This is a genomic window from Pseudomonas sp. LF020, assembly GCF_053456425.1.
Genome location: NZ_JBRFIX010000001.1, coordinates 168,577 through 191,015, shown reverse-complemented (window position 1 = coordinate 191,015; position 22,439 = coordinate 168,577). Strand labels below are relative to the sequence as shown.

The following is a 22,439-nucleotide window of genomic DNA, read 5'->3' as shown; positions in this document are numbered from 1 at the left end:
AGTCTTACCAGTCAGTGCGGCGCTTCGGCCGCATGGTTAAGCGAATATTTCGGAATCTCGACGGTGATGTCTTCTTCACCGACGATAGCCTGACAGGCCAGACGCGATTGCGCCTCCAGGCCCCAGGCGCGATCAAGGAAGTCTTCTTCCAGCTCGTCCGCCTCTTCCAGCGAGTCGAAACCCTCGCGGATGATGCAGTGACAAGTGGTGCAGGCGCAGACGCCGCCGCAGGCGCTTTCCATCTCGATGTGGTGTTCGTGGGCCAGATCGAGAATCGAAGTGCCGGGCTCGGCCTCGACAACCATGCCTTCAGGGCAGAACTTCTCGTGGGGCAGAAAAATGACCTGCGGCATCAGATATCCTCGATTTCATTCAGATTGCGCCCCGACAGAGCGGCTTTCACCGTCAGATCCATGCGGCGGGCAGCAAAAGCATCGGTCACTTGCGACAGACGCTTGGTCTGCTGCTCGATGGCGTAACCATCGGTGCCTTTCATCAGTTCGGCCAGTTCCTGCATCTGCAGTTCGATGACCATGCGCTCTTCGGCGTCGAGCAAACGCTCGCCATCGGCCTCCAGAGCGCCCTGCACCGCTTCGATCAGGCGCTGGGCATCGACCTGCTGTTCACGCAGGACACGGGCGACCTTGTCGTCATTGGCGTGCTGGAACGAGTCCTTGAGCATCTTGGCGATTTCGCCGTCGGTCAGGCCGTAGGACGGCTTGACCTGAATGCTCGCCTCAACGCCCGAACCCAGTTCACGGGCAGACACGCTGAGCAGACCGTCGGCATCGACCTGGAAGGTCACGCGAATCTTCGCCGCACCGGCCACCATCGCCGGAATGCCGCGCAGTTCGAAGCGCGCCAGGGAGCGGCAGTCGCTGATCAGCTCACGCTCACCCTGCAGCACATGGATCGCCATGGCCGACTGACCGTCTTTATACGTAGTGAAATCCTGCGCACGGGCGACCGGGATGGTGGTGTTGCGCGGAATCACCTTCTCCATCAGCCCGCCCATGGTTTCCAGTCCAAGGGACAGTGGAATCACGTCGAGCAGCAGCAGTTCGCCGCCATCACGCTTGTTGCCCGCCAAGGTATCGGCCTGGATCGCGGCCCCGATGGCCACCACTTGATCCGGGTCGATTTCCGTCAATGGCTGACGACCAAAGGCTTCGGCGACCGCTTCGCGAACGCGCGGCACACGGGTCGAACCGCCGACCATGACAACAGCGTGCACGTCTTCCAGTTCGATACCGGAATCACGCACGGCGCGGCGGCAGGCTTTCAGGCTGCGGGCGACCATCGGCTCGATCAGCGCATCGAAGGCTTCGCGGGTCAGTTGCGCCTTCCAGTCCCCGTAGGCGACTTCAACGCTGGCCGCATCGGTCAGGGCTTCTTTGGCCGCGCAGGCGGTTTGCAGCAGATTGCGTTGTGCGCCCGGGTCGAGATCGGCAGACAGGCCGGCGCTCTCGATGATCCAGCCAGCAATCGCGTGATCGAAGTCATCGCCGCCCAAGGCGCTGTCGCCGCCAGTGGCGAGCACTTCGAACACACCGCCAGTCAGACGCAGAATCGAAATATCGAAGGTTCCGCCGCCCAGGTCATAGATTGCGACCAGACCTTCGGCGTGTTGATCCAGACCATACGCCACGGCGGCAGCGGTCGGCTCGTTGAGCAGACGCAGCACGTTCAGACCGGCGAGTTTCGCCGCATCCTTGGTGGCTTGGCGCTGCGCATCGTCGAAATACGCCGGAACGGTGATCACCGCACCGACCAGCTCGCCACCCAGGGTCGCTTCAGCACGCTGACGCAAAACCTTGAGGATATCGGCAGAGACTTCGACCGGGCTTTTCGGGCCTTGCACGGTGTCGATGAACGGCATGTGCGATTCGCCGCCGACAAAGCGGTACGGCAGTTGCTCGCCCAATTGCTTGACGTCGGACAGACCACGGCCCATCAGGCGCTTGACCGACAGCACAGTGTTCAACGGGTCGGAGGACGCGGCCAGTTTGGCCGACTCGCCAACCTCGACGCGGTCGGCGTGGTAACGCACGGCGGACGGCAGGATGACCTGCCCGTCAGCGTCGGCCAGTGGTTCGGAAAGACCACTGCGCAACGCAGCGACCAGCGAATTGGTAGTGCCCAAGTCGATCCCCACAGCCAGACGACGCTGGTGCGGTTGAGGACTTTGGCCGGGTTCGGCGATCTGCAGTAGGGCCATCGTGATCAGGACTTATCTGTATATCAGGCGTGCGACCGGAGCGGCACTGGGTTAATCGTCGAGGCGCTCTTCTAACTGGCGCACTTCGTAGGTGAGCTTGTCGAGGAACTGCATGCGCCGCATCAGGCGTTCGGCCTGTTCGCGTTGCGCTGCATCATCCCAACAGGCTGCGAAGCTTTCGTTCAACTGTTCCTGAGCCACCTTCAGGCGACGCTTGAACACCGCGACACCGTCGAGGTCGGCACTGTCCTGAAGATCTTCGAGCTCTTCGCGCCATTGCATCTGCTGCAGAAGAAACTCGGGATCATGAACCGTGACTTCCATCGGCACTTCATGCCCGCTGATGGTCAGCAGGTAACGTGCACGCTGGGCAGGACTCTTGAGCGTCTGATACGCGTCGTTGAGCCGTGCAGACTGCTCGAGCGCCGAGCGCTGCTCGCGCTCGGAAGCGTCGGCAAAGCGGTCAGGATGAACGCCGCGCGCCAATTCACGGTAGCGCGTGGCCAACTGCTCGAGATCCAGACGAAAGCTCGGTTGCAGCTCGAATAAAGCGAAATGACAAGGAATACCCACGACAAGCCTCAGATGTTGAAGCTTTCGCCGCAGCCACATTCACCGCGTACGTTGGGGTTGTTGAACTTGAAGCCTTCGTTCAACCCTTCCTTGACAAAATCGAGTTCGGTGCCGTCCAGGTAGGCCAGGCTTTTCGGGTCGATAATCACTTTTTCGCCGTGACTTTCGAACACCTGATCCTCGGCAACCACCTCGTCGACAAACTCCAGCACGTAGGCAAGGCCGGAACAGCCTGTGGTACGAACACCCAGACGAATCCCTTCACCTTTGCCGCGCCCGTCGAGGGAGCGTCGCACGTGTCGAGCAGCCGCTTCTGTCATGCTGATAGCCATCGTTGACTCCTTACTCGTCGCGCAATGCTTAGATCAAGCCTTTCTTCTGCTTGTAGTCGCGAACAGCCGCTTTGATAGCGTCTTCTGCGAGTACCGAGCAGTGGATTTTCACTGGCGGCAGGGCCAGTTCTTCGGCCAGCTGAGTGTTCTTGATGGTCTCGGCTTCGTCCAGAGTCTTGCCCTTCATCCACTCGGTGGCCAGGGAGCTGGAAGCGATTGCCGAACCGCAGCCGTAGGTCTTGAACTTGGCGTCTTCGATAACGCCCTGATCGTTGACCTTGATCTGCAGACGCATCACGTCGCCGCACGCCGGAGCGCCGACCATGCCGGTGCCGACATCCGGGTCTTCCGCGTTCATCTTGCCGACGTTGCGCGGGTTTTCGTAGTGGTCGATGACCTTTTCGCTGTAAGCCATGGTGCTTAATCCTCACTCATCAGAGAGTCGCTCTTTAAGCCCCGGAACCTGAGTTGACGGGGCCGGTTCGCGGCGACTTGAAATCAGTGTGCCGCCCACTCGATTTTCGAAATGTCGACACCGTCTTTGTACATGTCCCACAGCGGCGACAGAGCGCGCAGCTTGGTAACGGCCTCGCAGACTTTCTGCGCGGCGTAGTCGATTTCTTCTTCGGTGGTGAAACGGCCGAAGGTGAAACGGATCGAGCTGTGCGCCAGTTCGTCGTTGCGGCCCAGGGCGCGCAGTACGTACGAAGGCTCCAGGGACGCCGAGGTGCAGGCCGAACCGGACGAAACCGCCAGATCCTTGAGCGCCATGATCAGCGACTCGCCTTCAACGTAGTTGAAGCTCAGGTTCAGGTTGTGCGGAACGCGGGCGGTCAGGCTGCCGTTGACGTACAGCTCTTCCAGATGCTCGACCTGCTTGTAGAAGCGGTCGCTCAGGGCTTTGATGCGCACGTTTTCGGCAGCCATGTCTTCCTTGGCTACACGGAACGCTTCGCCCATGCCGACGATCTGGTGGGTCGCCAGGGTGCCGGAACGCATGCCACGTTCGTGACCGCCGCCGTGCATGGTCGCTTCGATGCGCACACGCGGCTTGCGGCTGACGTACAGCGCGCCGATGCCTTTAGGGCCGTAGGTTTTGTGGGCGGAGAACGACATCATGTCGACTTTCAGCTTCTGCAGGTCGATGTCGACCTTGCCGGTGGACTGAGCCGCGTCAACATGCAGCAGAACGCCCTTGGAGCGGGTCAGTTCGCCGATGGCAGCGATGTCGTTGATGGTGCCGATTTCGTTGTTCACGTGCATCACCGACACCAGGATGGTGTCTTCGCGCAGTGCCGCTTCGATCATCGCCGGGGTGATGAGACCGTCTTCGGTCGGCTCGAGGTAGGTGACTTCGAAACCTTCACGCTCCAGTTGGCGCATGGTGTCGAGGACAGCCTTGTGCTCGATCTTGCTGGTGATCAGGTGCTTGCCCTTGGAGCCATAGAAATGCGCCGCACCCTTGATCGCCAGGTTGTCGGATTCGGTAGCGCCCGAGGTCCAGACGATTTCGCGCGGGTCGGCGTTGACCAGATCGGCCACCTGACGACGGGCATTTTCGACGGACTCTTCAGCTTTCCAGCCGAACACGTGGGAGCGGGACGCCGGGTTACCGAAGTTTCCGTCGACCAGCAGGCATTCACTCATCTTTTGCGCAACGCGCGGATCGACCGGGGTGGTCGCAGAGTAATCAAGGTAAATCGGCAATTTCATGGACTATCTCCTAAATCAGGGCTGGCGTTCCGCTAGCTCTTCGGCTGTCATTCGACGGCGGACGCTTCAATCTTGTCCAGGCGTGGCGCCTTGCTGTTGCAACGGCGCTGGTCCTGACGCTGGGCTACTTCCTGCACCTCACGGCGAGTTACAAGATCAGCCAAGCTGATACCACTTAGAAATTCGTGAATCTGCAGGCTCAGGTCGCACCACAAGTGGTGAGTCAGGCAGGTATCGCCGGAATGGCAATCGCCCTGGCCCTGGCACTTGGTAGCATCGACCGATTCGTTGACCGCATCGATCACCTGAGCGACCTGGATGCCCTGCATGTCGCGGGACAACTGGTAGCCACCACCCGGACCGCGAACACTGGAAACCAGGTTGCTGCGGCGCAGCTTGGCGAAAAGCTGTTCGAGATAGGACAGGGAGATGCCTTGGCGCTCGGAGATATCGGCCAGGGACACCGGCCCGTGCTGCGCGTGCAACGCCAGGTCAAGCATGGCGGTCACGGCGTATCGGCCTTTTGTAGTCAGTCGCATGGACAGTTACCACGGAGTTCGGAATGGGCGGGAGTATGCAATTCCCGAGCATTTAAGTCAACTATAAGACCTAGTGCTTTAGTCGGGTTTACCCGCAAAAGAGCGCGCGAATGATAGCAGGGTCTGCGGCTTAATGGCACACCACCCTGCCGATGGAGCCTGTAGGAGCTGCCGAAGGCTGCGATCTTTTGCTTTTGCTTTAATAAGATCAAAAGATCGCAGCCTGCGGCAGCGCCTACAAAGCCTGTCAGCCGGCTTTGGATTCGTCTTTGCCTTTGACGCAGGCAAAGTCTTCTTCGCGCAGCTCAGGCAGATCTTTCGCACAGTAATTACTGCCCAGATCCTTCAGCGCGCCGCACATCCCCTCCAGCCGTCCGTCCACCGCTTGCAGGTGATCGAGCAACTGACCGATGGCACGGGCCACCGGGTCGGGCATGTCTTCGCTGACGCCATAGGCATCGAAACCGATCTTCTCGGCCATCGCCTTGCGCTTGGCGTCCTGCTCTTCATCGGACTTGACGATGATCCGCCCCGGAATTCCCACCACCGTGGCGCCCGGCGGTACTTCCTTGGTCACGACGGCATTGGAACCGACTTTCGCCCCAGCCCCCACCGTGAACGGCCCAAGCACTTTGGCACCGGCACCCACGACAACGCCGTCACCCAATGTCGGGTGGCGCTTGCCCTTGTTCCAACTGGTGCCACCCAGAGTCACACCCTGATAAATGGTCACGTCATCGCCAATCTCGGCGGTTTCACCAATGACGATGCCCATGCCATGGTCAATGAAGAAGCGCCGACCGACCTTGGCCCCCGGATGAATCTCGATCCCGGTCAACCAGCGACCGAAGTTGGACACCAGGCGCGCCAGCCATTTCAGCTCGTTGCGCCACAGCATCCCGGCCAGGCGATGAATCCAGATTGCATGCATGCCGGGGTAGCAGGTCAGGACTTCAAAAGCGTTACGCGCCGCCGGGTCCCGATGGAATACGCTCTGGATATCTTCACGCAAACGCTCAAACATCATTCAGTCCTTCCGCTTAAGAAGCTCACCACGGGCCGCTTTTTGGGTTTCCGTGAGGATGCCACGCAAAATATTCATTTCCGCCCGGCTGACCGAGCTGCGTCCGTACAACCGGCGCAGGCGCGCCATCAAGTGCCGTGGCTTTTCCGGATCAAGAAATTCGATGGCGACCAGCGTCTGCTCCAGATGCTCATAAAAGCGTTCCAGCTCATCCATGGTCGCAAGCTCGGCGCTTTTCACCGAGGCCACTTCTTCTTTCTCGATCTTTGTCGGCTGCCCTTGTGCGGCCAACCAGGCCATGCGCACTTCATAGCTCAACACCTGCACCGCCGCCCCGAGGTTCAGCGAGCTGAATTCAGGATCGGAGGGAATGTGCACGTGAAAGTGACATCGCTGCAGCTCCTCGTTGGTCAGGCCGGAGTCTTCACGACCGAACACCAACGCGATTTGTGCGCCCTGCCCCGCTTCCTCGACCACTTTGCTCCCGCATTCGCGCGGATCGAGCAGCGGCCAGGGAATGCGGCGGTCACGGGCGCTGGTGCCGAGCACCAGATTGCAACCGACCAAAGCGTCTTCCAGGGTGGCGACGACTTGTGCGTTTTCAAGGATATCCCCGGCACCGGAAGCTCGCGCATCGGCTTCGTGATGCGGAAACAGGCGCGGCTCGACCAGCACCAGCCGCGACAGACCCATGTTTTTCATGGCGCGCGCGGCCCCGCCGATGTTGCCGGGGTGGCTGGTATTGACCAGGACGACACGAATGTTCTGCAGCAAGGGAGGCGCTCTCGGACACAGGAAAGGGGTGCAAATCTTACAGAACAGCCTACCGTTAAGCTATGAAAGCGAACAGCGACCTTCACCTGAAGAAAAGTTCTGATAGAATGCGCGGCTTTCTTTAACAACCTTAGGTGACACATCCATGCAGCCCATGCTGAATATCGCGCTGCGCGCCGCCCGCAGCGCCAGTGAACTGATCTTCCGCTCCATCGAGCGCCTGGATACCATCAAGGTCGACGAAAAAGACGCCAAGGATTATGTATCCGAGGTCGATCGCGCCGCCGAACAGAAAATCATCGACGCTCTGCGCAAGGCTTATCCGAATCACTCGATCCAGGGTGAAGAGACCGGCATGCACGTCGGTAACGGCATCGAAGGCGAAGAGTACCTGTGGATCATCGATCCACTGGACGGCACCACCAACTTCCTGCGCGGGATTCCTCACTTTGCTGTCAGCATTGCCTGCAAATACCGTGGTCGCCTGGAACACGCAGTGGTTCTGGATCCGGTTCGCCAGGAAGAATTCACCGCCAGCCGTGGTCGCGGCGCCCAACTGAACGGTCGCCGTCTGCGCGTCAGCGGTCGCACCAGCCTCGAAGGCGCTTTGCTGGGCACTGGCTTCCCGTTCCGTGACGACCAGATGGACAACCTCGACAACTACCTGGGCATGTTCCGCGCTCTGGTTGGCCAGACTGCCGGCATCCGCCGCGCCGGTTCCGCCAGCCTGGACCTGGCCTACGTGGCTGCCGGTCGTTTCGACGCGTTCTGGGAGTCGGGTCTGTCCGAGTGGGACATGGCTGCAGGCGCCCTGCTGATTCAAGAAGCCGGCGGTCTGGTGAGCGACTTCACCGGCGGTCACGATTTCCTTGAAAAAGGCCACATCGTTGCCGGCAACACCAAATGCTTCAAGGCAGTGCTGACGGCGATCCAGCCGCACCTGCCGGCTTCGCTGAAGCGCTAAGCTTCTCGCGAAACGCAAAAAGCACCCTTCGGGGTGCTTTTTTTATGCTTGGAGAAATACCACCGGCCCAGTGTAGGAGTGAGCCTGCTCGCGATGGCGGTGTATCAGCCGGCATTAATGCTGACTGATGCACCGCCATCGCGAGCAGGCTCACTCCTACAGGGGATTTGTGGTGGGGCTTGAATCGCGGGCACAAAAAAGCACCCCGCAGGGTGCTTCTTGTTAAAACAGTCGGTCCTTACTGACCCGGCTGATTCTGCGACAGAATCAACTTGCCTTCCTTGTCGACCGGAATCTGGTTGCCCGGATCGCGATCCATCCGCACCTTGCCTTCCTTGCCATCGAGCGAGTAACGCACGTCGTAACCGACGACCTTGTCACTGATGTCATTCACGGTGTTACAGCGAGTCTGAGTAGTGGTGTAGGTGTCTCGGTTCTGCATGCCTTCCTGCACCTTGTTACCGGCATAACCGCCACCGACCGCACCAGCGACCGTAGCCAGCTTCTTGCCGTTGCCGCCGCCGATCTGGTTACCCAGCAAACCACCGCCGACAGCACCGATTACCGTGCCGAGGATCTGGTGTTGATCCTGCACCGGTTTTTGCCGGGTTACCGCAACATCCTTGCACACTTCACGTGGAGTCTTGATCTGTGTTTTGACCGGTTCAACGGCCAGCACTTGCGCATACTCAGGGCCGCTTTTAACCAGGCTGTAGGTGGCAACAGCACCCCCGGCAGTCACACCGACAGCACCCAATACCGCACCAACCAGCAACGACTTGTTCACATGAACCTCCTGACCATCACATGCGGGACGCGCCCGCGCTTCTCCCAGCCTTGGAGCATAAAAAAAGGCGCGAGTTCAACTCGCGCCTTTTTCGGGCTGACAGCCGGAGAAACGATGGCCGTTATGGACGGTCGTCGACTTCCTTCTCGGTGTTGGCCGGAGGAATCAGATCCTCAGTGCTCAGGTTCAGCCAGATCAGCACCACGTTAGCGATGTAGATCGACGAGTAGGTACCCGCCAGAACACCGATGAACAGAGCGATGGAGAAGCCGAACAGGTTGTCGCCACCGAAGAACAGCAGCGCCGCGATCGCCAGCAAGGTGGAGATCGACGTCGCCATGGTCCGCAGCAGGGTCTGAGTGGTCGAGATGTTGATGTTCTCGATCAGCGAAGCCTTGCGCAGCACACGGAAGTTCTCACGAACCCGGTCGAACACGACGATGGTGTCGTTCAGCGAGTAGCCGATGATCGCCAGTACCGCCGCCAGCACCGTCAGGTCGAAGGTGATCTGGAAGAACGACAGGATACCGACAGTCACGATCACGTCGTGAATCAGCGAAACGATGGCGCCGACCGCGAATTTCCACTGAAAGCGGAAAGCCAGGTAGATCAGGATGCCGCCGAGCGCCAGGAGCATGCCGAGGCCGCCCTGGTCGCGCAGTTCTTCACCGACCTGCGGGCCGACGAACTCGACGCGCTTGACGGTGGCAGGGTTATCGCCGCCGACTTTCTGCAGCGCGTCTGCTACCTGATGGCCCAACTGCGGGTCTTCACCCGGCATGCGCACCAGCAGGTCGGTGGTTGCACCGAAGTTCTGCACCACGGCCTCGTGATAACCGGAAGTCACCAGTTGCTCGCGCACTTTGGTGACGTCAGCCGGACGCTCGTAGGTCAGCTCGATGAGCGTACCGCCGGTGAAGTCCAGACCCCAGTTCATGCCCTTGTGAAAAACACTGAACAAGGCCAGAACGGTGAGAAACACAGTGACGCCGAACGCAAAGTTGCGAACGCCCATGAAGTTAATTGTACGTAACATGGCAGCCCCTTAAATCCACAACTTCTTGAAGTCACGTCCGCCGAAGATCAGGTTGACCATTGCGCGGGTCACCATGATGGCCGTGAACATCGAGGTAAAGATCCCGAGGGACATGGTCACTGCGAAGCCCTTCACCGGGCCGGTGCCCATGGCGAAGAGGATGCCGCCGACCAGCAGAGTGGTCAGGTTGGCGTCGAGAATCGCGGTGAATGCCCGGCCGAAGCCTTCGTTGATTGCACGCTGCACGGTCATGCCGGCGGCGATCTCTTCACGGATCCGCGAGAAGATCAGCACGTTGGCGTCGACCGCCATACCCATGGTCAAGACGATACCGGCGATACCGGGCAGGGTCAGCGTTGCACCCAGCAGCGACATCAGCGCCAGCAGCAGCACCATGTTCACCGCCAGTGCGACCGTGGCGATCACACCAAAGAAGCGGTAGATGGCGATGATGAACAGCGAGACGAACAGCATGCCCCACAGCGATGCATCGATACCCTTGGTGATGTTGTCAGCACCCAGGCTCGGACCGATTGTGCGCTCTTCAGCGAAGTACATCGGAGCGGCCAGACCGCCGGCACGCAGCAGCAGCGCCAGTTCGGACGATTCGCCCTGGCCGTTCAGGCCGGTGATACGGAACTGCGCACCCAGCGGCGACTGAATGGTCGCAAGGCTGATGATCTTCTTCTCTTCCTTGAAGGTCTGCACCGGCACGTCTTTCTCGACGCCGTCGACAACCTGCTTGACGTAGGTGGTCACTGGACGCTGTTCGATGAAGATCACCGCCATGCTGCGACCGACGTTCGAACGGGTTGCGCGGCTCATCAGCTCGCCACCGTGACCATCCAGGCGGATGTTCACTTCAGGCGTACCGTGCTGAGAATCAAAACCGGCCTTGGCGTCAGTCACCTGGTCACCGGTGATGATCAGGCCACGTTCGATCTGCGCAGGAGGACGCTTGCCTTCACGGAACTCGAAGGTTTCGGAAGTGGCTTTCGAAGCCCCCGGCTCTGCAGCCAGACGGAACTCGAGGTTGGCGGTCTTGCCGAGAATACGCTTGGCTTCGGCAGTGTCCTGTACGCCCGGCAGCTCAACCACAATGCGGTTGGCGCCCTGACGCTGAACGATCGGTTCGGCAACACCCAGCTCGTTGACGCGGTTACGTACCGTGGTCAAGTTCTGCTTGATGGAGTATTCACGGATTTCCGCCAGCTTGGCCGGGGTCATCGCCAGACGCAGCACCGGTTGACCGTTGAGGTCGGCCGGAACAATGTCGAAATCGTTGAAGTTCTTGCGGATCAGCGCACGGGCCTGTTCACGGGAGTCAGCATCGCTGAAGCCCAGCTGAATGGCGCCATTGAGTTGCGGCAGGCTGCGATAGCGCAGCTTCTCTTTACGCAGCAGGCTCTTGACGTCACCTTCGTAGACTTTCAGGCGGGCGTCGAGGGCTTTGTCCATGTCCACTTCCAGCAGGAAGTGCACACCACCGGACAAGTCCAGACCCAGCTTCATCGGGTGCGCGCCCAGATTACGCAGCCATTGCGGGGTGGTCTGTGCCAGGTTCAGTGCGACGACGTAGTCATCACCCAATGCCTTGCGCACAACGTCCTTGGCCGGCAGCTGGTCTTCAGCCTTGGTCAGACGGATCAGACCGCCCTTGCCGTTGGCGGCCAGCGAGGCTGCCTTGACGTTGATTCCGGACTCACGCAGCGCGGTGCTGACGCGATCCAGATCGGCCTGATTGACCTGCAGCGCCGTGCTGGCGCCGCTGATCTGAATGGCCGGGTCATCGGGGTATAGATTGGGAGCGGAATAAATCAGACCGATCGCCAGCACCGCCAGGATCAGAATGTATTTCCACAGAGGATATTTGTTCAGCATCACGCCGCCCGTTATGAACGCGGGGCGCCTTGCGCGCCCCGTCGATTGAGTAGAAGTTGGAACCTTAGATCGCTTTCAGCGTGCCTTTTGGCAGCGTGGCGGCGATGGCGCCCTTCTGGAACTTCATTTCCACGGTGTCGGAAACTTCCAGAACCACGAAGTCGTCGGCCACTTTGGTGATCTTGCCGGCGATGCCGCCGGTGGTGACCACTTCGTCACCCTTCGCAAGGCTGCTCAGCAGGTTCTTCTGCTCTTTGGCGCGCTTGGCCTGTGGACGCCAGATCATCAGGTAGAAGATGACCAGGAAGCCGACCAGGAAAATCCACTCGAAGCCGCCGCCCATTGGGCCTGCAGCAGCCGGTGCAGCTGCGTCAGCCATGGCGTTAGAGATAAAAAAGCTCATTTAGCACTCCAGTTGCAAATGTTGAATCTTGGGGTCAGAAAACTCAGTCCAAAGGCGGAACGGGGAGCCCGCGTTTGGCGTAGAAGGCATCGACAAAGGCGGCCAATGTACCCTGTTGAATAGCCTCGCGCAAACCAGCCATCAGCACCTGATAATGGCGCAAGTTATGGATGGTATTGAGCATGCTGCCGAGCATTTCGCCGCACTTGTCCAGGTGATGCAGATAAGCGCGGGAGAAGTTCTGGCAGGTATAGCAATCGCAGGTCGGATCCAGCGGCGAATCATCATGGCGATGGAACGCGTTACGGATCTTCAGCACGCCTGTATCAATGAACAGATGCCCATTGCGGGCATTACGGGTTGGCATCACGCAATCGAACATGTCCACACCGCGGCGCACACCCTCAACCAGATCCTCCGGTTTGCCAACGCCCATAAGGTAACGAGGTTTGTCAGCCGGCATCATGCCCGGCAGATAATCCAGCACCTTGATCATCTCGTGCTTCGGCTCGCCCACCGACAGACCACCGATGGCCAGGCCATCGAAGCCGATCTTGTCGAGGCCTTCCAGCGAGCGCATGCGCAGGTCCTGGTGCATGCCGCCCTGAACGATGCCGAACAACGCCGCCGTGTTGTCGCCGTGGGCGTTTTTCGAGCGCTGGGCCCAACGCAGCGACAGCTCCATGGATACGCGGGCGACGTCTTCGTCAGCCGGGTACGGCGTGCATTCGTCGAAGATCATCACGATGTCGGAACCGAGATCGCGCTGCACCTGCATCGACTCTTCCGGGCCCATGAACACTTTCGAGCCGTCGACCGGGGAGGCGAAGGTCACGCCCTCCTCCTTGATCTTGCGCATGGCGCCCAGGCTGAACACCTGGAAACCACCGGAGTCGGTGAGGATCGGGCCTTTCCACTGCATGAAATCGTGCAGGTCGCCGTGCTCCTTGATCACCTCGGTGCCCGGGCGCAGCCACAGGTGAAAGGTGTTACCCAGAATGATTTCCGCGCCAGTGGCGACGATGTCACGCGGCAACATGCCCTTGACCGTGCCATAGGTGCCCACCGGCATGAACGCCGGGGTCTCGACGGTGCCACGCGGGAAGGTCAGCCGACCACGACGAGCCTTGCCATCGGTGGCAAGCAGTTCAAAGGACATGCGACATTCGCGACTCATTCTGTTTCCTCTGGGCCTGTGTGTTCAGGGGCAGTCGGGGCGGGATTACGGGTGATGAACATCGCATCACCGTAGCTGAAAAAGCGGTAGCCGTTGTCGACAGCGGCTTTATAAGCGGCCATGGTTTCGGGATAACCGGCGAACGCCGAAACCAGCATCAACAGCGTCGATTCCGGCAAATGGAAGTTGGTGACCAGGGCGTCGACCACATGGAACGGCCGGCCCGGGTAGATAAAGATGTCGGTGTCGCCACTGAACGGCTTGAGCACGCCATCGCGCGCGGCACTTTCCAGCGAGCGCACGCTGGTGGTGCCGACGGCAATCACCCGTCCGCCACGCTCGCGGCACGCGGCAACGGCGTCGACCACATCCTGGCCGACTTCCAGCCACTCGCTGTGCATGTGGTGATCTTCGATCTTGTCGACGCGCACTGGCTGGAACGTCCCCGCACCGACGTGCAGCGTGACGAACGCGGTCTCGACGCCCTTGGCGGCAATCGCCTCCATCAACGGCTGATCGAAGTGCAACCCCGCCGTCGGCGCCGCCACCGCACCAAGACGCTGGGCGTACACGGTCTGATAACGCTCGCGATCCGAGCCCTCGTCCGGGCGGTCTATATAAGGAGGCAACGGCATGTGCCCGACGCGATCGAGCAGCGGCAGCACTTCTTCAGCAAAGCCCAGCTCGAACAGCGCGTCGTGACGCGCGAGCATCTCGGCTTCGCCACCGCCGTCGATGAGGATCTTCGAACCCGGCTTCGGCGACTTGCTGGAGCGCACATGGGCCAGCACGCGGTGCGAATCGAGCACGCGTTCGATGAGGATTTCCAGCTTGCCGCCCGAGGCTTTCTGCCCGAACAGCCGCGCCGGAATCACCCGGGTATTGTTGAACACCATCAAATCGCCCGGGCGCAAATGCTCAAGCAAATCAGTGAATTGACGGTGTGCCAGGGCGCCGCTCGGCCCATCAAGGGTCAGCAGGCGACTACCGCGACGCTCGGCCAACGGGTGGCGGGCGATCAGCGAATCAGGAAGCTCGAAGGTAAAGTCAGCAACGCGCATGATGGGGTTCGTCTAGCAGGGCCGGAAAGTCTAGCGGAATTATCAAAAATTGACCATGAAACGTGATTGACCAACGGTAATCACCTCTCTATACTTCGCCGCCATTGAGCCCTGATGGCGGAATTGGTAGACGCGGCGGATTCAAAATCCGTTTTCGAAAGGAGTGGGAGTTCGAGTCTCCCTCGGGGCACCAAAATTAAGAAAGGTCTTGCTTAGCAAGGCCTTTTTTTTCGTCTGCCAAAAGTGGCCGCTGCTGTAGGAGCTGCCGAAGGCCGCGATCTTTTGATCTTCCTCTGTTTCACCAACAGGACATCTCAAAGGGTTCACTGCATGGAAACGTCACTGGAAACCGTCGCCCTGTTCTCCCTCAAACTCGCTTACGAGGAAGAAGGGCTGAGCCCCATTCTGCGGGACGATATGGTCATGGGTGATTACCAGAAAGACGTGTTCGAATTGCTGGTGCGCCGCCGGGATGTCGAGACCATCCAATTCAAGATGAACGAGTGTCTGGGATTGGCAATGGACGCCTTGGGCGGTGTCGAGAAACCGCTGGGGCGTGAGCTGCACAAGTTGTCAGCCGATTTCCGGCAGGCGCAGTCGCTGGAGCAGCTTGATCAGCCGCTCCTCGCGCTCAAGGGTTATTTGAAGGACATTCTGTAATCAGATGCGCAATCTGTAGAAACAGCCCTTTGGATTACTGCCGCACTTTTACTACTCGAATGTCGACGGGAAACCCACCTGGCCCTTCCAGCGTCTTCCATCCCATGTATTGAAAAATCGCGTCCTGATCGATGGTCTCGCCCCTCTCCACCATCTCTCCGCCAAGCACCGCGACCTCTTTATAGACGGCGCAGTTGCCCTCATCGGGATGGGCGGTGTAGATCACATAGGGTTTGACGTATCTCACGGCGCGAAAATGTCGGCCGCAGCCCCAATCGACCGTGATCATCAACGTCTTCAGATACGCTTCGCCATCCGTTTCCGAATCCTCGGCGAGCTCCTTGAGCTTGCCAAGTCCGCCAACGTCACTAAAGCCCAGATCGAGGGCGCGCTTGTATTCCGGGGACTTCTCGTGCTCGGCCTGAGCCTTGAAGTATTGCTGTTGAAGCTCCGCGACCAGGACCTCCTCTTCCTTGTTCCGGATCACGAACGCTTGAGCAATGACGTTTTCGCAGCGGGCATATTCGGGAGAGGTGAGGCGTTCCTGGGAGAGGTGATCGCGATGGACATGAACAGTGCGATTCAAGCTGTCGACGCGGTTCATCGCTTGCCTGGTAGCCATGACCCCGTTTTGAACGTTGCTCACCACTTGCTGAAAACTCCCACAATCGGCGAGGTACTCCTTCCAGGCGACCTCCGGGGTTTCATCCCAGTCGGCAAGCGCCGGGGTCATCACGATGGCGAGAAGGAAAGCGCCAAGCGCGCGCGGTGTAAAAGAAACAATCGGCATGTGTAGTCCGTTACGTGTTTGAAGAAAGTGGCGTGAAGCTACTATTTTGATATCTTGCCGTCCACTTTCGCTGGAGGCCTGTCACTGCCTCTGTTATCGCGCACTCGGGAATAAACCAATGGATGCTTTGTTGTGCTTGTCAGTAATGGCCGGAACCTGGTTGTGGGTGGTCAAGCAACGGGGTGAGTGGAACTTGCTACTTGGCAACCTTGCTGGCGCAGGAAGTAGCGTGGTCACTGGCATTGTGTTCACGCTGATTTACAACGCAGTCATTGGTACATCGATGGCGACACCTAACCTGGATCGCAGTCTGGTGGTGTTCACCACAAGCGCGGGCGTTCTGGCGGGGGTGTGGTTGTGGATTGCCAATCGCCATCAACCCGAACATCCGATTGCACGTCAGTTACTGGGTGGGGTATGTGGCTTTGCTGCCGGCTTGGTGACCTTGCTGGTTCTTGCTGTGAATTATTTCCCCAACGTGTAAACGAACACGTAATTGTTTTGCTATCTTGCCGCCCGCAACGGCGGATCTACTCAGTGAGCTGACACGATTTAAAGAAAGGAAATGGATGGGATGGAAACATCGTTGATCGTGATGTTTTTGCTGGTCTGGGCAGGGATGTGGCTCTGGGTCGTCAAGAATCGTGGAACCTGGCCGGTATTCTTCGGCCACTTCGCCGGTGTGATTGCCGGGTTTATCGTGGCAGTCGTAATGTTCGTTATCGTCAACGGACTTCTGCCCGAAAAATCCACGCCCGCGACATCCAGCGGCACTCAGCCGCAAATCGCCAACGAAAGCCAGCTCAGAACCTTTGTCCCACGCACTCCGGCCAGTCGCGCATCCGCTCCGACGTCGCCGTTGCTGCCAACCGACAGCCCGCGCTATCCACGGCTATCTACTCCGCTGCTTTCCGCCAGTCTCGATCCACAGTGGAGAAGCCAATACGCGCAATGGCGAGCCAGCGCAGATATGGTCAACGGGGTCAACGGAAGCATGGCGGGGCTGATTTGTCGGTCAGCGGCAAAGTCCACGCTGCGCATTCCGGACTCCGCCTCCTTCGACGAGACTGAGGACGTTCGATTCGACACTTACAAATCCCAGACCTACCTCGTCACGAGCAGGATTAGTGGCGAAAACATGGAAGGCACGATGGTCAGTCTCGGCTATGACTGCGCCGTGCAGTTCGTGTCCGGCAACGGGATCAAGGATGACCAATGGCGCCTGCTGGAGTTGACCATGCAAGGAAAATCAGGCCCTGCGGGTTCTGCCAACACGTCGTCCGTGGAAGCATTGCCCGAGTATGTCGCCGATGCGCCTGCTGCTACGCCAGAACCGCTCAAGTCCGGCCTGGTGGAAAACTATCTCAATGAAATACCGACAACCCGTTCTGAACTGGCGACGGTTCAAGGGATGAGTGCGCAACAGACTCTGGCTCATGCGCAGTTGCGAAAAGGGCTCGTTGGCAGGCCGGATCCCAACAAAAGACTGATCGCGTTCCAGATGTGCGAGCCGTTTATACGCAGCGTTCTGCGTCAGCCGGAACTGGCCTTGTTCGCCGACGACAAGGCTCTCTCGACCCAGCGTTACAAAGATCAGATCTATACCAGCACAAGTCTGATGAAGATCCACGACGCTGCGCAAAATTATCTGACCTATCGTTTCGAATGCACTCTGCAGGCGTTGCCAACCATGAACGAAGGTTTTGACGACTGGAAGTTGCTGGATCTGCGCTTCGAACTGACCGGTAGCTGATCGGCTAGATGAGCAAGAAGCGCAGCGCTTCTATTCTGCTATCTTGCTGCCCATATTTCAGCGGGCTCGAAGCATGCTGGCTTGAACGTTCTTGCAGGTTTAAGGAAAGGATCGAATGGCGTTTCTGAGTTTTCTGGCATTTATCGCCGCCTGGGGTTTGATGTGGCGCTGGGTGGTGAAAAACCGCGGCAGCTGGAATCTGTTTTACGGCAACATCGTTGGCGCGGCGGGCGGTTTTATCGTCGGTCTGGTGGTGCTGTCGATCCTCCTGTCGCTGTTCCCGTCGGCGCATAAATCCGAAAAAGCGCCAATCGAAGACGTGATCACACAGAGCGATGTCACCACCAGTCTGTTGCCCGAAGCCGAGTCGGATTCGACGTCTGCGGTGCTGGAAAACGCGCCGGGCTTTGCCGCGATCGAGCCGGATAACCAGCCTTCTCCGCCGGATTCCGCACTGCTGCCGAATTACGCCAGCCGGGCGCCGAAATCGATATCGGAAAAAACCGTCTTGGATCAGAGCGACGCGCAGGGTCGTAAAGCGCTCACCGCGCTGCGCGACAAGCTTGGGCAAAATGCCGACAGCGATAAATCGATGCTCGCGTATGTCATTTGCGGCACGCTGGTCACCAGCACACTGCGCTTCCCGGCGTCGGAGCGCTTCGCCGACAGTTCTGCCATTGTCACCAAGCGCTTCAAGGATCAGGTCTACACCCTCAGCAACAAGGTCACCGCGCGCAACATGAACGGTGATGACGTCACTTATAACTTCGAGTGCTCGGTGCAGGAGCAACCCGCGTCCGCCGAATGGCGACTGCTGGCGCTGAAGCTGCAGAAAGCTGCCTCTTAAGCCTCGTTTAAGGGTTCAAGGCGCCGGCTGCGCTATCATCGCCAGCCTGTGCGTCTTGAGCTTCGCCCCTGAATGTCCCCGATACCTGCTGACCTGAATCCGCAGCCTCCCGTCCTGGCCGGCCCACTGCTGCGCCGTCTGGAACCGACGCGCGTGGTGCTGTGGCTGGTCGGCACCCGCGAACTGGCGCTGAGCCTGCGCTTGCAGGGTGTAGGAGACATTCCTCTCGATGCCGGGAAATGCACGGTCATTCCTGTAGGCCGTCATGCGTTCGTCCATTTGATTGACGTTGCGCTCGACAGCGCCCTGCCCTGCGACACGCGTATCGACTATGACCTGCTGATCGACGGCCAGACGCCCATCGCCGAATGGGCGCCGCATCTGCTGTACGGCAATGCCCGCTGTCCGAACCTTGTCGTGCGTTCGCGGATTGATCAGTTGCTGCATGGCTCCTGCCGCAAGCCACATCATCCGGCGGCAGACGGTGTGCTCTGCGTCGATCAACTGCTGTCTGGCGAAACCGATCCGCAACAACGCCCAGCCCTGCTGATGATGAGTGGCGACCAGATCTACGCCGACGATGTGGCCGGCCCGATGTTGCGGGCGATTCATGCCTTGATCGAACGCCTCGGCCTGTTCGACGAACATCTCGAAGGCGCGGTGGTCAGCGACAGCGCCAAGCTCTACCAACACCCGGCCAGTTACTACCACCGTGCGGATCTGTTACCGGCGCTGGAGAGCAACGAGACATTGCGCGAGCGATTTTTCGGCGGTGCGCGCAAGCCGATTTTCACCAGCAGCAGTGCTGACAATCATCTGGTCACGTTTGCCGAAGTGATGGCGATGTATTTGCTGGTGTGGTCGCCGGTTGCCTGGACGCTGATCAATCCTGCTGTTCCGTCACTGACGCCTGAACGCTTGAAGCGCTACACCCTGGAGCAGACCCGCATCGATGGCTTCAAGGCCGGTTTGGGCAACGTCGCCCGAGCCTTGGCGCACCTGCCGAGCCTGATGATTTTCGACGATCACGACATCACCGATGACTGGAATCTTTCCGCGCAATGGGAGGAAACCGCCTACGGCCATCCGTTCTCCAAACGCATCATCGGCAACGCGCTGATCGCGTACATGTTGTGCCAGGGCTGGGGCAACAATCCGGACGCGTTCAAGGATCTGCTGGAGAACACTCGACGCCTGAGCGCCAGCGGTGATGATCGTTATCTCGACAGCCCTGTGCAGGATGCGCTGATCGACGACTTGCTGCGCTTTCAGCATTGGCATTTCGTGCTGCCGAGCAGCCCGGCGCTGGTGGTGCTCGATACCCGCACCCGGCGCTGGCGCAGCGAGATGGCGCTTAAGCAACCATCCGGGCTTCTCGATTGGGAAGCGCTGAGCGAACTGCAACAGGACCTGCTCGATCATCCGTCAGCGATCATCGTTTCCCCCGCGCCGATCTTCGGCGTGAAGCTGATTGAAACCGTGCAGAAGGTTTTCAGCTGGTGCGGTTATCCGCTGCTGGTCGACGCGGAAAACTGGATGGCCCATCGCGGCGCCGCGCAGGTGATCCTGAACATTTTCCGACACACCCGCACACCCGGAAACTACGTGGTGCTGTCGGGCGATGTGCATTACTCCTTCGTCTACGAAGTACTTATCCGACACCGCAAGGCCGGGCCACGGATCTGGCAGATCACCAGCAGCGGGATCAAGAACGAGTTTCCGAAAACCCTGCTGGAATGGTTCGACCGCCTCAACCGCTGGCTCTATTCGCCGCGCTCGCCGTTGAACTGGTTCACCAAACGCCGACGCATGCGCATCGTGCCGTACACCCCGGAACATGCCGAAGCGGGTGAGCGGCTGTGGAATTCGGCGGGGATCGGGCAAGTGTTTTTCAATGCGCAGGGGCAGCCGAGCGAGATCATTCAGCACAATTCGAACGGGGCGCTGAAGACGCGGATGCTGGCGCCGGAGTTGGGGGATTATCCTGATTGATACGGCCTCCTTTGCCCACAGTGAGATTGCAATGACGACACCTTCGCGATTACTTATCACCCGCGACAGCGTACATGCCGGCGATGATTGCGAGGCTCCCCATGCGCGCTGGATCAACCTGCAAGAGAGTGAAACCCTGGAGGATGCCCTGCGCCTACTACTCCACAATGGTTATCTGCCAAGCATTGCTGGTGGATGTGCGACCTGGATCGTACGCGGCCCTCAGGCCCTAGCTGTAGTCGCCCAGCAATGGCGGGAGCCGCGTTTTCTGGTCGATGCACGGTCGACACTGGTCAATTTGGAAGAGTTGAGGTTTGTATATTGGTGCCAGGTAGATCCAGAGCTTGTTTTCGACTGCCTGCTAACAGGCACCGAACTTCCTGACAGATACAGCGGATTTAAGACGTCAAAGTAGTCGGAAAGGGATTACAGTTTTTAAGGAAACATCTCTGGAATCGCTGGTTCATACTCTGCCTCCCTTACACAGGAAGCAGAGCCATGCGAAAAAGAAAGCCGAACCCTTTAAAAATCGATACAACGACTTACCTTTTAAGCTCGCCGGCAAATGCTGGAAGGCTGCTGAAATCCATCGCAGAAATGCACGAAGGAATTCGCGCAAATTCGGACGCCTCTTCGTTCGATATCGTGCCCCTCAGTCAGGTGAAACCGCCAGAGCAACACCCCTGACAATCATCCCCACCTCCCGCTCATCAATCGTCAGCGGCGGCAGCAGCCGTATCGTCTTGCCGCGTGTAACGTTGATCAGCAGCCCATGATCCCGCGCAGCAATCAGCGTCAGATCGCGGATTGGCTGTTTCAGCTCGATGCCGATCATCAAGCCCTGCCCACGAATTGCCAATACATTGGGGTTGTCTGCCAGTTCGGCGCGCAGGCGGGTCAACAGGCGTTCGCCCTGCACCCGGACGTTCTCCAGCAAGCCTTGTTCCTCGATGATATCCAGCACCGTGCAACCAACCCGGCAGGCCAGCGGATTACCGCCAAACGTGCTGCCATGACTGCCTGGGGTGAACAGGTCCGCCGCCCTGCCCCGCGCCAGACAGGCGCCGATCGGCACGCCATTGCCGAGCCCTTTGGCCAGGGTCATGACGTCGGGCACGATGCCTTCATGCTGGAACGCAAACCACTGGCCGGTGCGGCCGATGCCGGTCTGGATTTCGTCGAGCATCAGCAGCCAGGCGTGGCGATTGCACAGTTCGCGCAGGGCTTTAAGGTAGCCGGGCGGCGCCAGTTGCACACCGCTTTCGCCCTGGATCGGCTCGACCAGAATCGCCACGATGCGCTCGCCATGCTTGTGCTGCAGCTGGTCCAGCGCCGCCAGATCACCGAAGGGTACTTTGACGAAATCCCCCGGTAGATCACTGAAACCCAGACGCACCGCCGGGCCATCGCTGGCCGACAAGGTGCCCAAGGTGCGGCCATGAAATGCGTTGGACATGACCACCACCAGCGGCTGTTCGATGCCTTTGCTCCAGCCGTACAAGCGCGCAAGTTTCAGTGCAGTTTCATTGGCCTCGGCGCCGGAGTTGTTGAAGAACGCCCGCTCCATTCCCGACAACTGCGTGAGTTTCTGCGCCAGCTGTTGTTGCCAGTCGATGCTGTACAGGTTGGAGGTGTGCAGCAGCATTCCGGCCTGCTCACTGATGGCCGCGACGATCCGTGGGTGCGAGTGCCCGACATTGGTCACCGCAACGCCCGCAACAGCATCCAGGTATTCACGACCGGCCTGATCCCACAGGCGCGTGCCCAGGCCTTTGGTGAAGCTCAGGGCCAACGGTTGGTAGGTGTTCATCAGGGCGGCGGTCATGACTTCAAACTCCAGTGAAGGTCGGTGTGCTGGCAGTATGGTTAGCCACCGAAACTGGATAAACTCGGCAAAACTTCTTTCATTTAAAAG

General features: G+C 59.2%; 24 protein-coding genes and 1 tRNA gene. 8 read left to right on the top strand and 17 right to left on the bottom strand.

Translation table 11 applies throughout. The features are described from left to right. Window positions 1–11: 11 nt before the first annotated feature. From fdx to trmJ, 9 genes are all read right to left on the bottom strand, one after another. The gene (gene fdx, locus ACU680_RS00935) at window positions 12–353 is read right to left on the bottom strand and encodes an ISC system 2Fe-2S type ferredoxin (protein ID WP_003227897.1); all 342 of its coding nucleotides are present in this window, start codon (window positions 351–353) and stop codon (window positions 12–14) included. Further along, a complete protein-coding gene (gene hscA / locus ACU680_RS00930) occupies window positions 353–2,218 on the bottom strand; it encodes a Fe-S protein assembly chaperone HscA (protein ID WP_003227899.1) in 1,866 nt (621 codons plus the stop codon). The genes fdx and hscA overlap by 1 nt, the downstream gene beginning before the upstream one ends. Before the next feature lie 51 nt (window positions 2,219–2,269). Continuing rightward, entirely contained in the window at window positions 2,270–2,791 is a 522-nt protein-coding gene (gene hscB, locus ACU680_RS00925) for a co-chaperone HscB (protein WP_003227901.1), read from the bottom strand. 8 nt (window positions 2,792–2,799) lie between these two features. Then, window positions 2,800–3,123 (bottom strand): iron-sulfur cluster assembly protein IscA, encoded by a 324-nt coding sequence (gene iscA / locus ACU680_RS00920; RefSeq protein ID WP_003227904.1) that lies wholly within the window; start codon window positions 3,121–3,123, stop codon window positions 2,800–2,802. A 28-nt stretch (window positions 3,124–3,151) separates the two neighbouring features. After that, complete coding sequence (iscU, locus tag ACU680_RS00915) at window positions 3,152–3,538, bottom strand: Fe-S cluster assembly scaffold IscU (RefSeq protein ID WP_003227907.1); 387 nt, start codon at window positions 3,536–3,538, stop codon at window positions 3,152–3,154. A gap of 83 nt (window positions 3,539–3,621) precedes the next feature. Continuing rightward, window positions 3,622–4,836 (bottom strand): IscS subfamily cysteine desulfurase, encoded by a 1,215-nt coding sequence (locus ACU680_RS00910; protein WP_007964423.1) that lies wholly within the window; start codon window positions 4,834–4,836, stop codon window positions 3,622–3,624. A gap of 47 nt (window positions 4,837–4,883) precedes the next feature. Continuing rightward, entirely contained in the window at window positions 4,884–5,375 is a 492-nt protein-coding gene (gene iscR, locus ACU680_RS00905) for a Fe-S cluster assembly transcriptional regulator IscR (RefSeq protein WP_003227911.1), read from the bottom strand. Window positions 5,376–5,622: 247 nt separating this feature from the next. After that, window positions 5,623–6,399: a serine O-acetyltransferase gene (gene cysE / locus ACU680_RS00900; protein WP_007964422.1), complete on the bottom strand. Its 777-nt coding sequence runs from the start codon at window positions 6,397–6,399 to the stop codon at window positions 5,623–5,625. Between the two features lie 3 nt (window positions 6,400–6,402). Further along, a complete protein-coding gene (gene trmJ, locus ACU680_RS00895; RefSeq protein WP_027612138.1) occupies window positions 6,403–7,173 on the bottom strand; it encodes a tRNA (cytosine(32)/uridine(32)-2'-O)-methyltransferase TrmJ in 771 nt (256 codons plus the stop codon). Between the two features lie 145 nt (window positions 7,174–7,318). Here trmJ and suhB point away from each other — a divergent pair, with 145 nt between their 5' ends. Then, window positions 7,319–8,137: a type III secretion system regulator SuhB gene (gene suhB / locus ACU680_RS00890; RefSeq protein WP_007964419.1), complete on the top strand. Its 819-nt coding sequence runs from the start codon at window positions 7,319–7,321 to the stop codon at window positions 8,135–8,137. A gap of 238 nt (window positions 8,138–8,375) precedes the next feature. Here the strand turns inward: suhB and ACU680_RS00885 are convergent, their stop codons facing one another. The 6 genes from ACU680_RS00885 to queA all read right to left on the bottom strand — a co-directional run bounded on the left by ACU680_RS00885 (window position 8,376) and on the right by queA (window position 14,482). Continuing rightward, entirely contained in the window at window positions 8,376–8,924 is a 549-nt protein-coding gene (locus ACU680_RS00885; RefSeq protein ID WP_007964417.1) for a glycine zipper 2TM domain-containing protein, read from the bottom strand. 121 nt (window positions 8,925–9,045) lie between these two features. Further along, a complete protein-coding gene (gene secF / locus ACU680_RS00880; RefSeq protein ID WP_007964416.1) occupies window positions 9,046–9,960 on the bottom strand; it encodes a protein translocase subunit SecF in 915 nt (304 codons plus the stop codon). A gap of 9 nt (window positions 9,961–9,969) precedes the next feature. Then, a complete protein-coding gene (secD, locus tag ACU680_RS00875; RefSeq protein ID WP_448178411.1) occupies window positions 9,970–11,841 on the bottom strand; it encodes a protein translocase subunit SecD in 1,872 nt (623 codons plus the stop codon). 64 nt (window positions 11,842–11,905) lie between these two features. Then, window positions 11,906–12,244, bottom strand: a complete 339-nt coding sequence (gene yajC, locus ACU680_RS00870; protein WP_003227923.1) for a preprotein translocase subunit YajC — start codon at window positions 12,242–12,244, stop codon at window positions 11,906–11,908. A gap of 43 nt (window positions 12,245–12,287) precedes the next feature. Then, a complete protein-coding gene (gene tgt / locus ACU680_RS00865) occupies window positions 12,288–13,403 on the bottom strand; it encodes a tRNA guanosine(34) transglycosylase Tgt (RefSeq protein WP_161794909.1) in 1,116 nt (371 codons plus the stop codon). Window positions 13,404–13,417: 14 nt separating this feature from the next. After that, entirely contained in the window at window positions 13,418–14,482 is a 1,065-nt protein-coding gene (gene queA / locus ACU680_RS00860) for a tRNA preQ1(34) S-adenosylmethionine ribosyltransferase-isomerase QueA (RefSeq protein ID WP_007964414.1), read from the bottom strand. Window positions 14,483–14,590: 108 nt separating this feature from the next. On the opposite strand from queA, the gene ACU680_RS00855 reads away from it, so the two are divergent. Beyond that, window positions 14,591–14,675 (top strand) — tRNA-Leu (locus ACU680_RS00855). A 137-nt stretch (window positions 14,676–14,812) separates the two neighbouring features. Beyond that, entirely contained in the window at window positions 14,813–15,142 is a 330-nt protein-coding gene (locus ACU680_RS00850) for a hypothetical protein (RefSeq protein ID WP_367085650.1), read from the top strand. A gap of 34 nt (window positions 15,143–15,176) precedes the next feature. On the opposite strand, the gene ACU680_RS00845 is transcribed toward ACU680_RS00850, so the two are convergent. Next, window positions 15,177–15,932 carry a hypothetical protein gene (locus tag ACU680_RS00845; RefSeq protein ID WP_448178410.1) on the bottom strand — a complete coding sequence of 252 codons (756 nt, stop codon included), beginning with the start codon at window positions 15,930–15,932 and terminating at the stop codon, window positions 15,177–15,179. Window positions 15,933–16,050: 118 nt separating this feature from the next. On the opposite strand from ACU680_RS00845, the gene ACU680_RS00840 reads away from it, so the two are divergent. The 5 genes from ACU680_RS00840 (at window position 16,051) to ACU680_RS00820 (ending at window position 20,939) form a co-directional block, all read left to right on the top strand. Further along, window positions 16,051–16,416: a hypothetical protein gene (locus ACU680_RS00840; RefSeq protein WP_367085652.1), complete on the top strand. Its 366-nt coding sequence runs from the start codon at window positions 16,051–16,053 to the stop codon at window positions 16,414–16,416. 90 nt (window positions 16,417–16,506) lie between these two features. Next, window positions 16,507–17,685 (top strand): hypothetical protein, encoded by a 1,179-nt coding sequence (locus tag ACU680_RS00835; RefSeq protein WP_367085653.1) that lies wholly within the window; start codon window positions 16,507–16,509, stop codon window positions 17,683–17,685. 115 nt (window positions 17,686–17,800) lie between these two features. Further along, on the top strand, window positions 17,801–18,532 hold the full coding sequence (locus ACU680_RS00830; RefSeq protein ID WP_448178409.1) for a hypothetical protein: 732 nt from the start codon (window positions 17,801–17,803) through the stop codon (window positions 18,530–18,532). A gap of 72 nt (window positions 18,533–18,604) precedes the next feature. Further along, window positions 18,605–20,524 carry an alkaline phosphatase D family protein gene (locus ACU680_RS00825; protein WP_448178408.1) on the top strand — a complete coding sequence of 640 codons (1,920 nt, stop codon included), beginning with the start codon at window positions 18,605–18,607 and terminating at the stop codon, window positions 20,522–20,524. Between the two features lie 31 nt (window positions 20,525–20,555). Next, window positions 20,556–20,939 (top strand): hypothetical protein, encoded by a 384-nt coding sequence (locus ACU680_RS00820; protein WP_258675949.1) that lies wholly within the window; start codon window positions 20,556–20,558, stop codon window positions 20,937–20,939. A 237-nt stretch (window positions 20,940–21,176) separates the two neighbouring features. On the opposite strand, the gene ACU680_RS00815 is transcribed toward ACU680_RS00820, so the two are convergent. Further along, window positions 21,177–22,349, bottom strand: coding sequence for an aspartate aminotransferase family protein (locus ACU680_RS00815; protein ID WP_448178407.1), 1,173 nt, complete (start codon window positions 22,347–22,349; stop codon window positions 21,177–21,179). Between the last annotated feature and the right edge of the window lie 90 nt (window positions 22,350–22,439).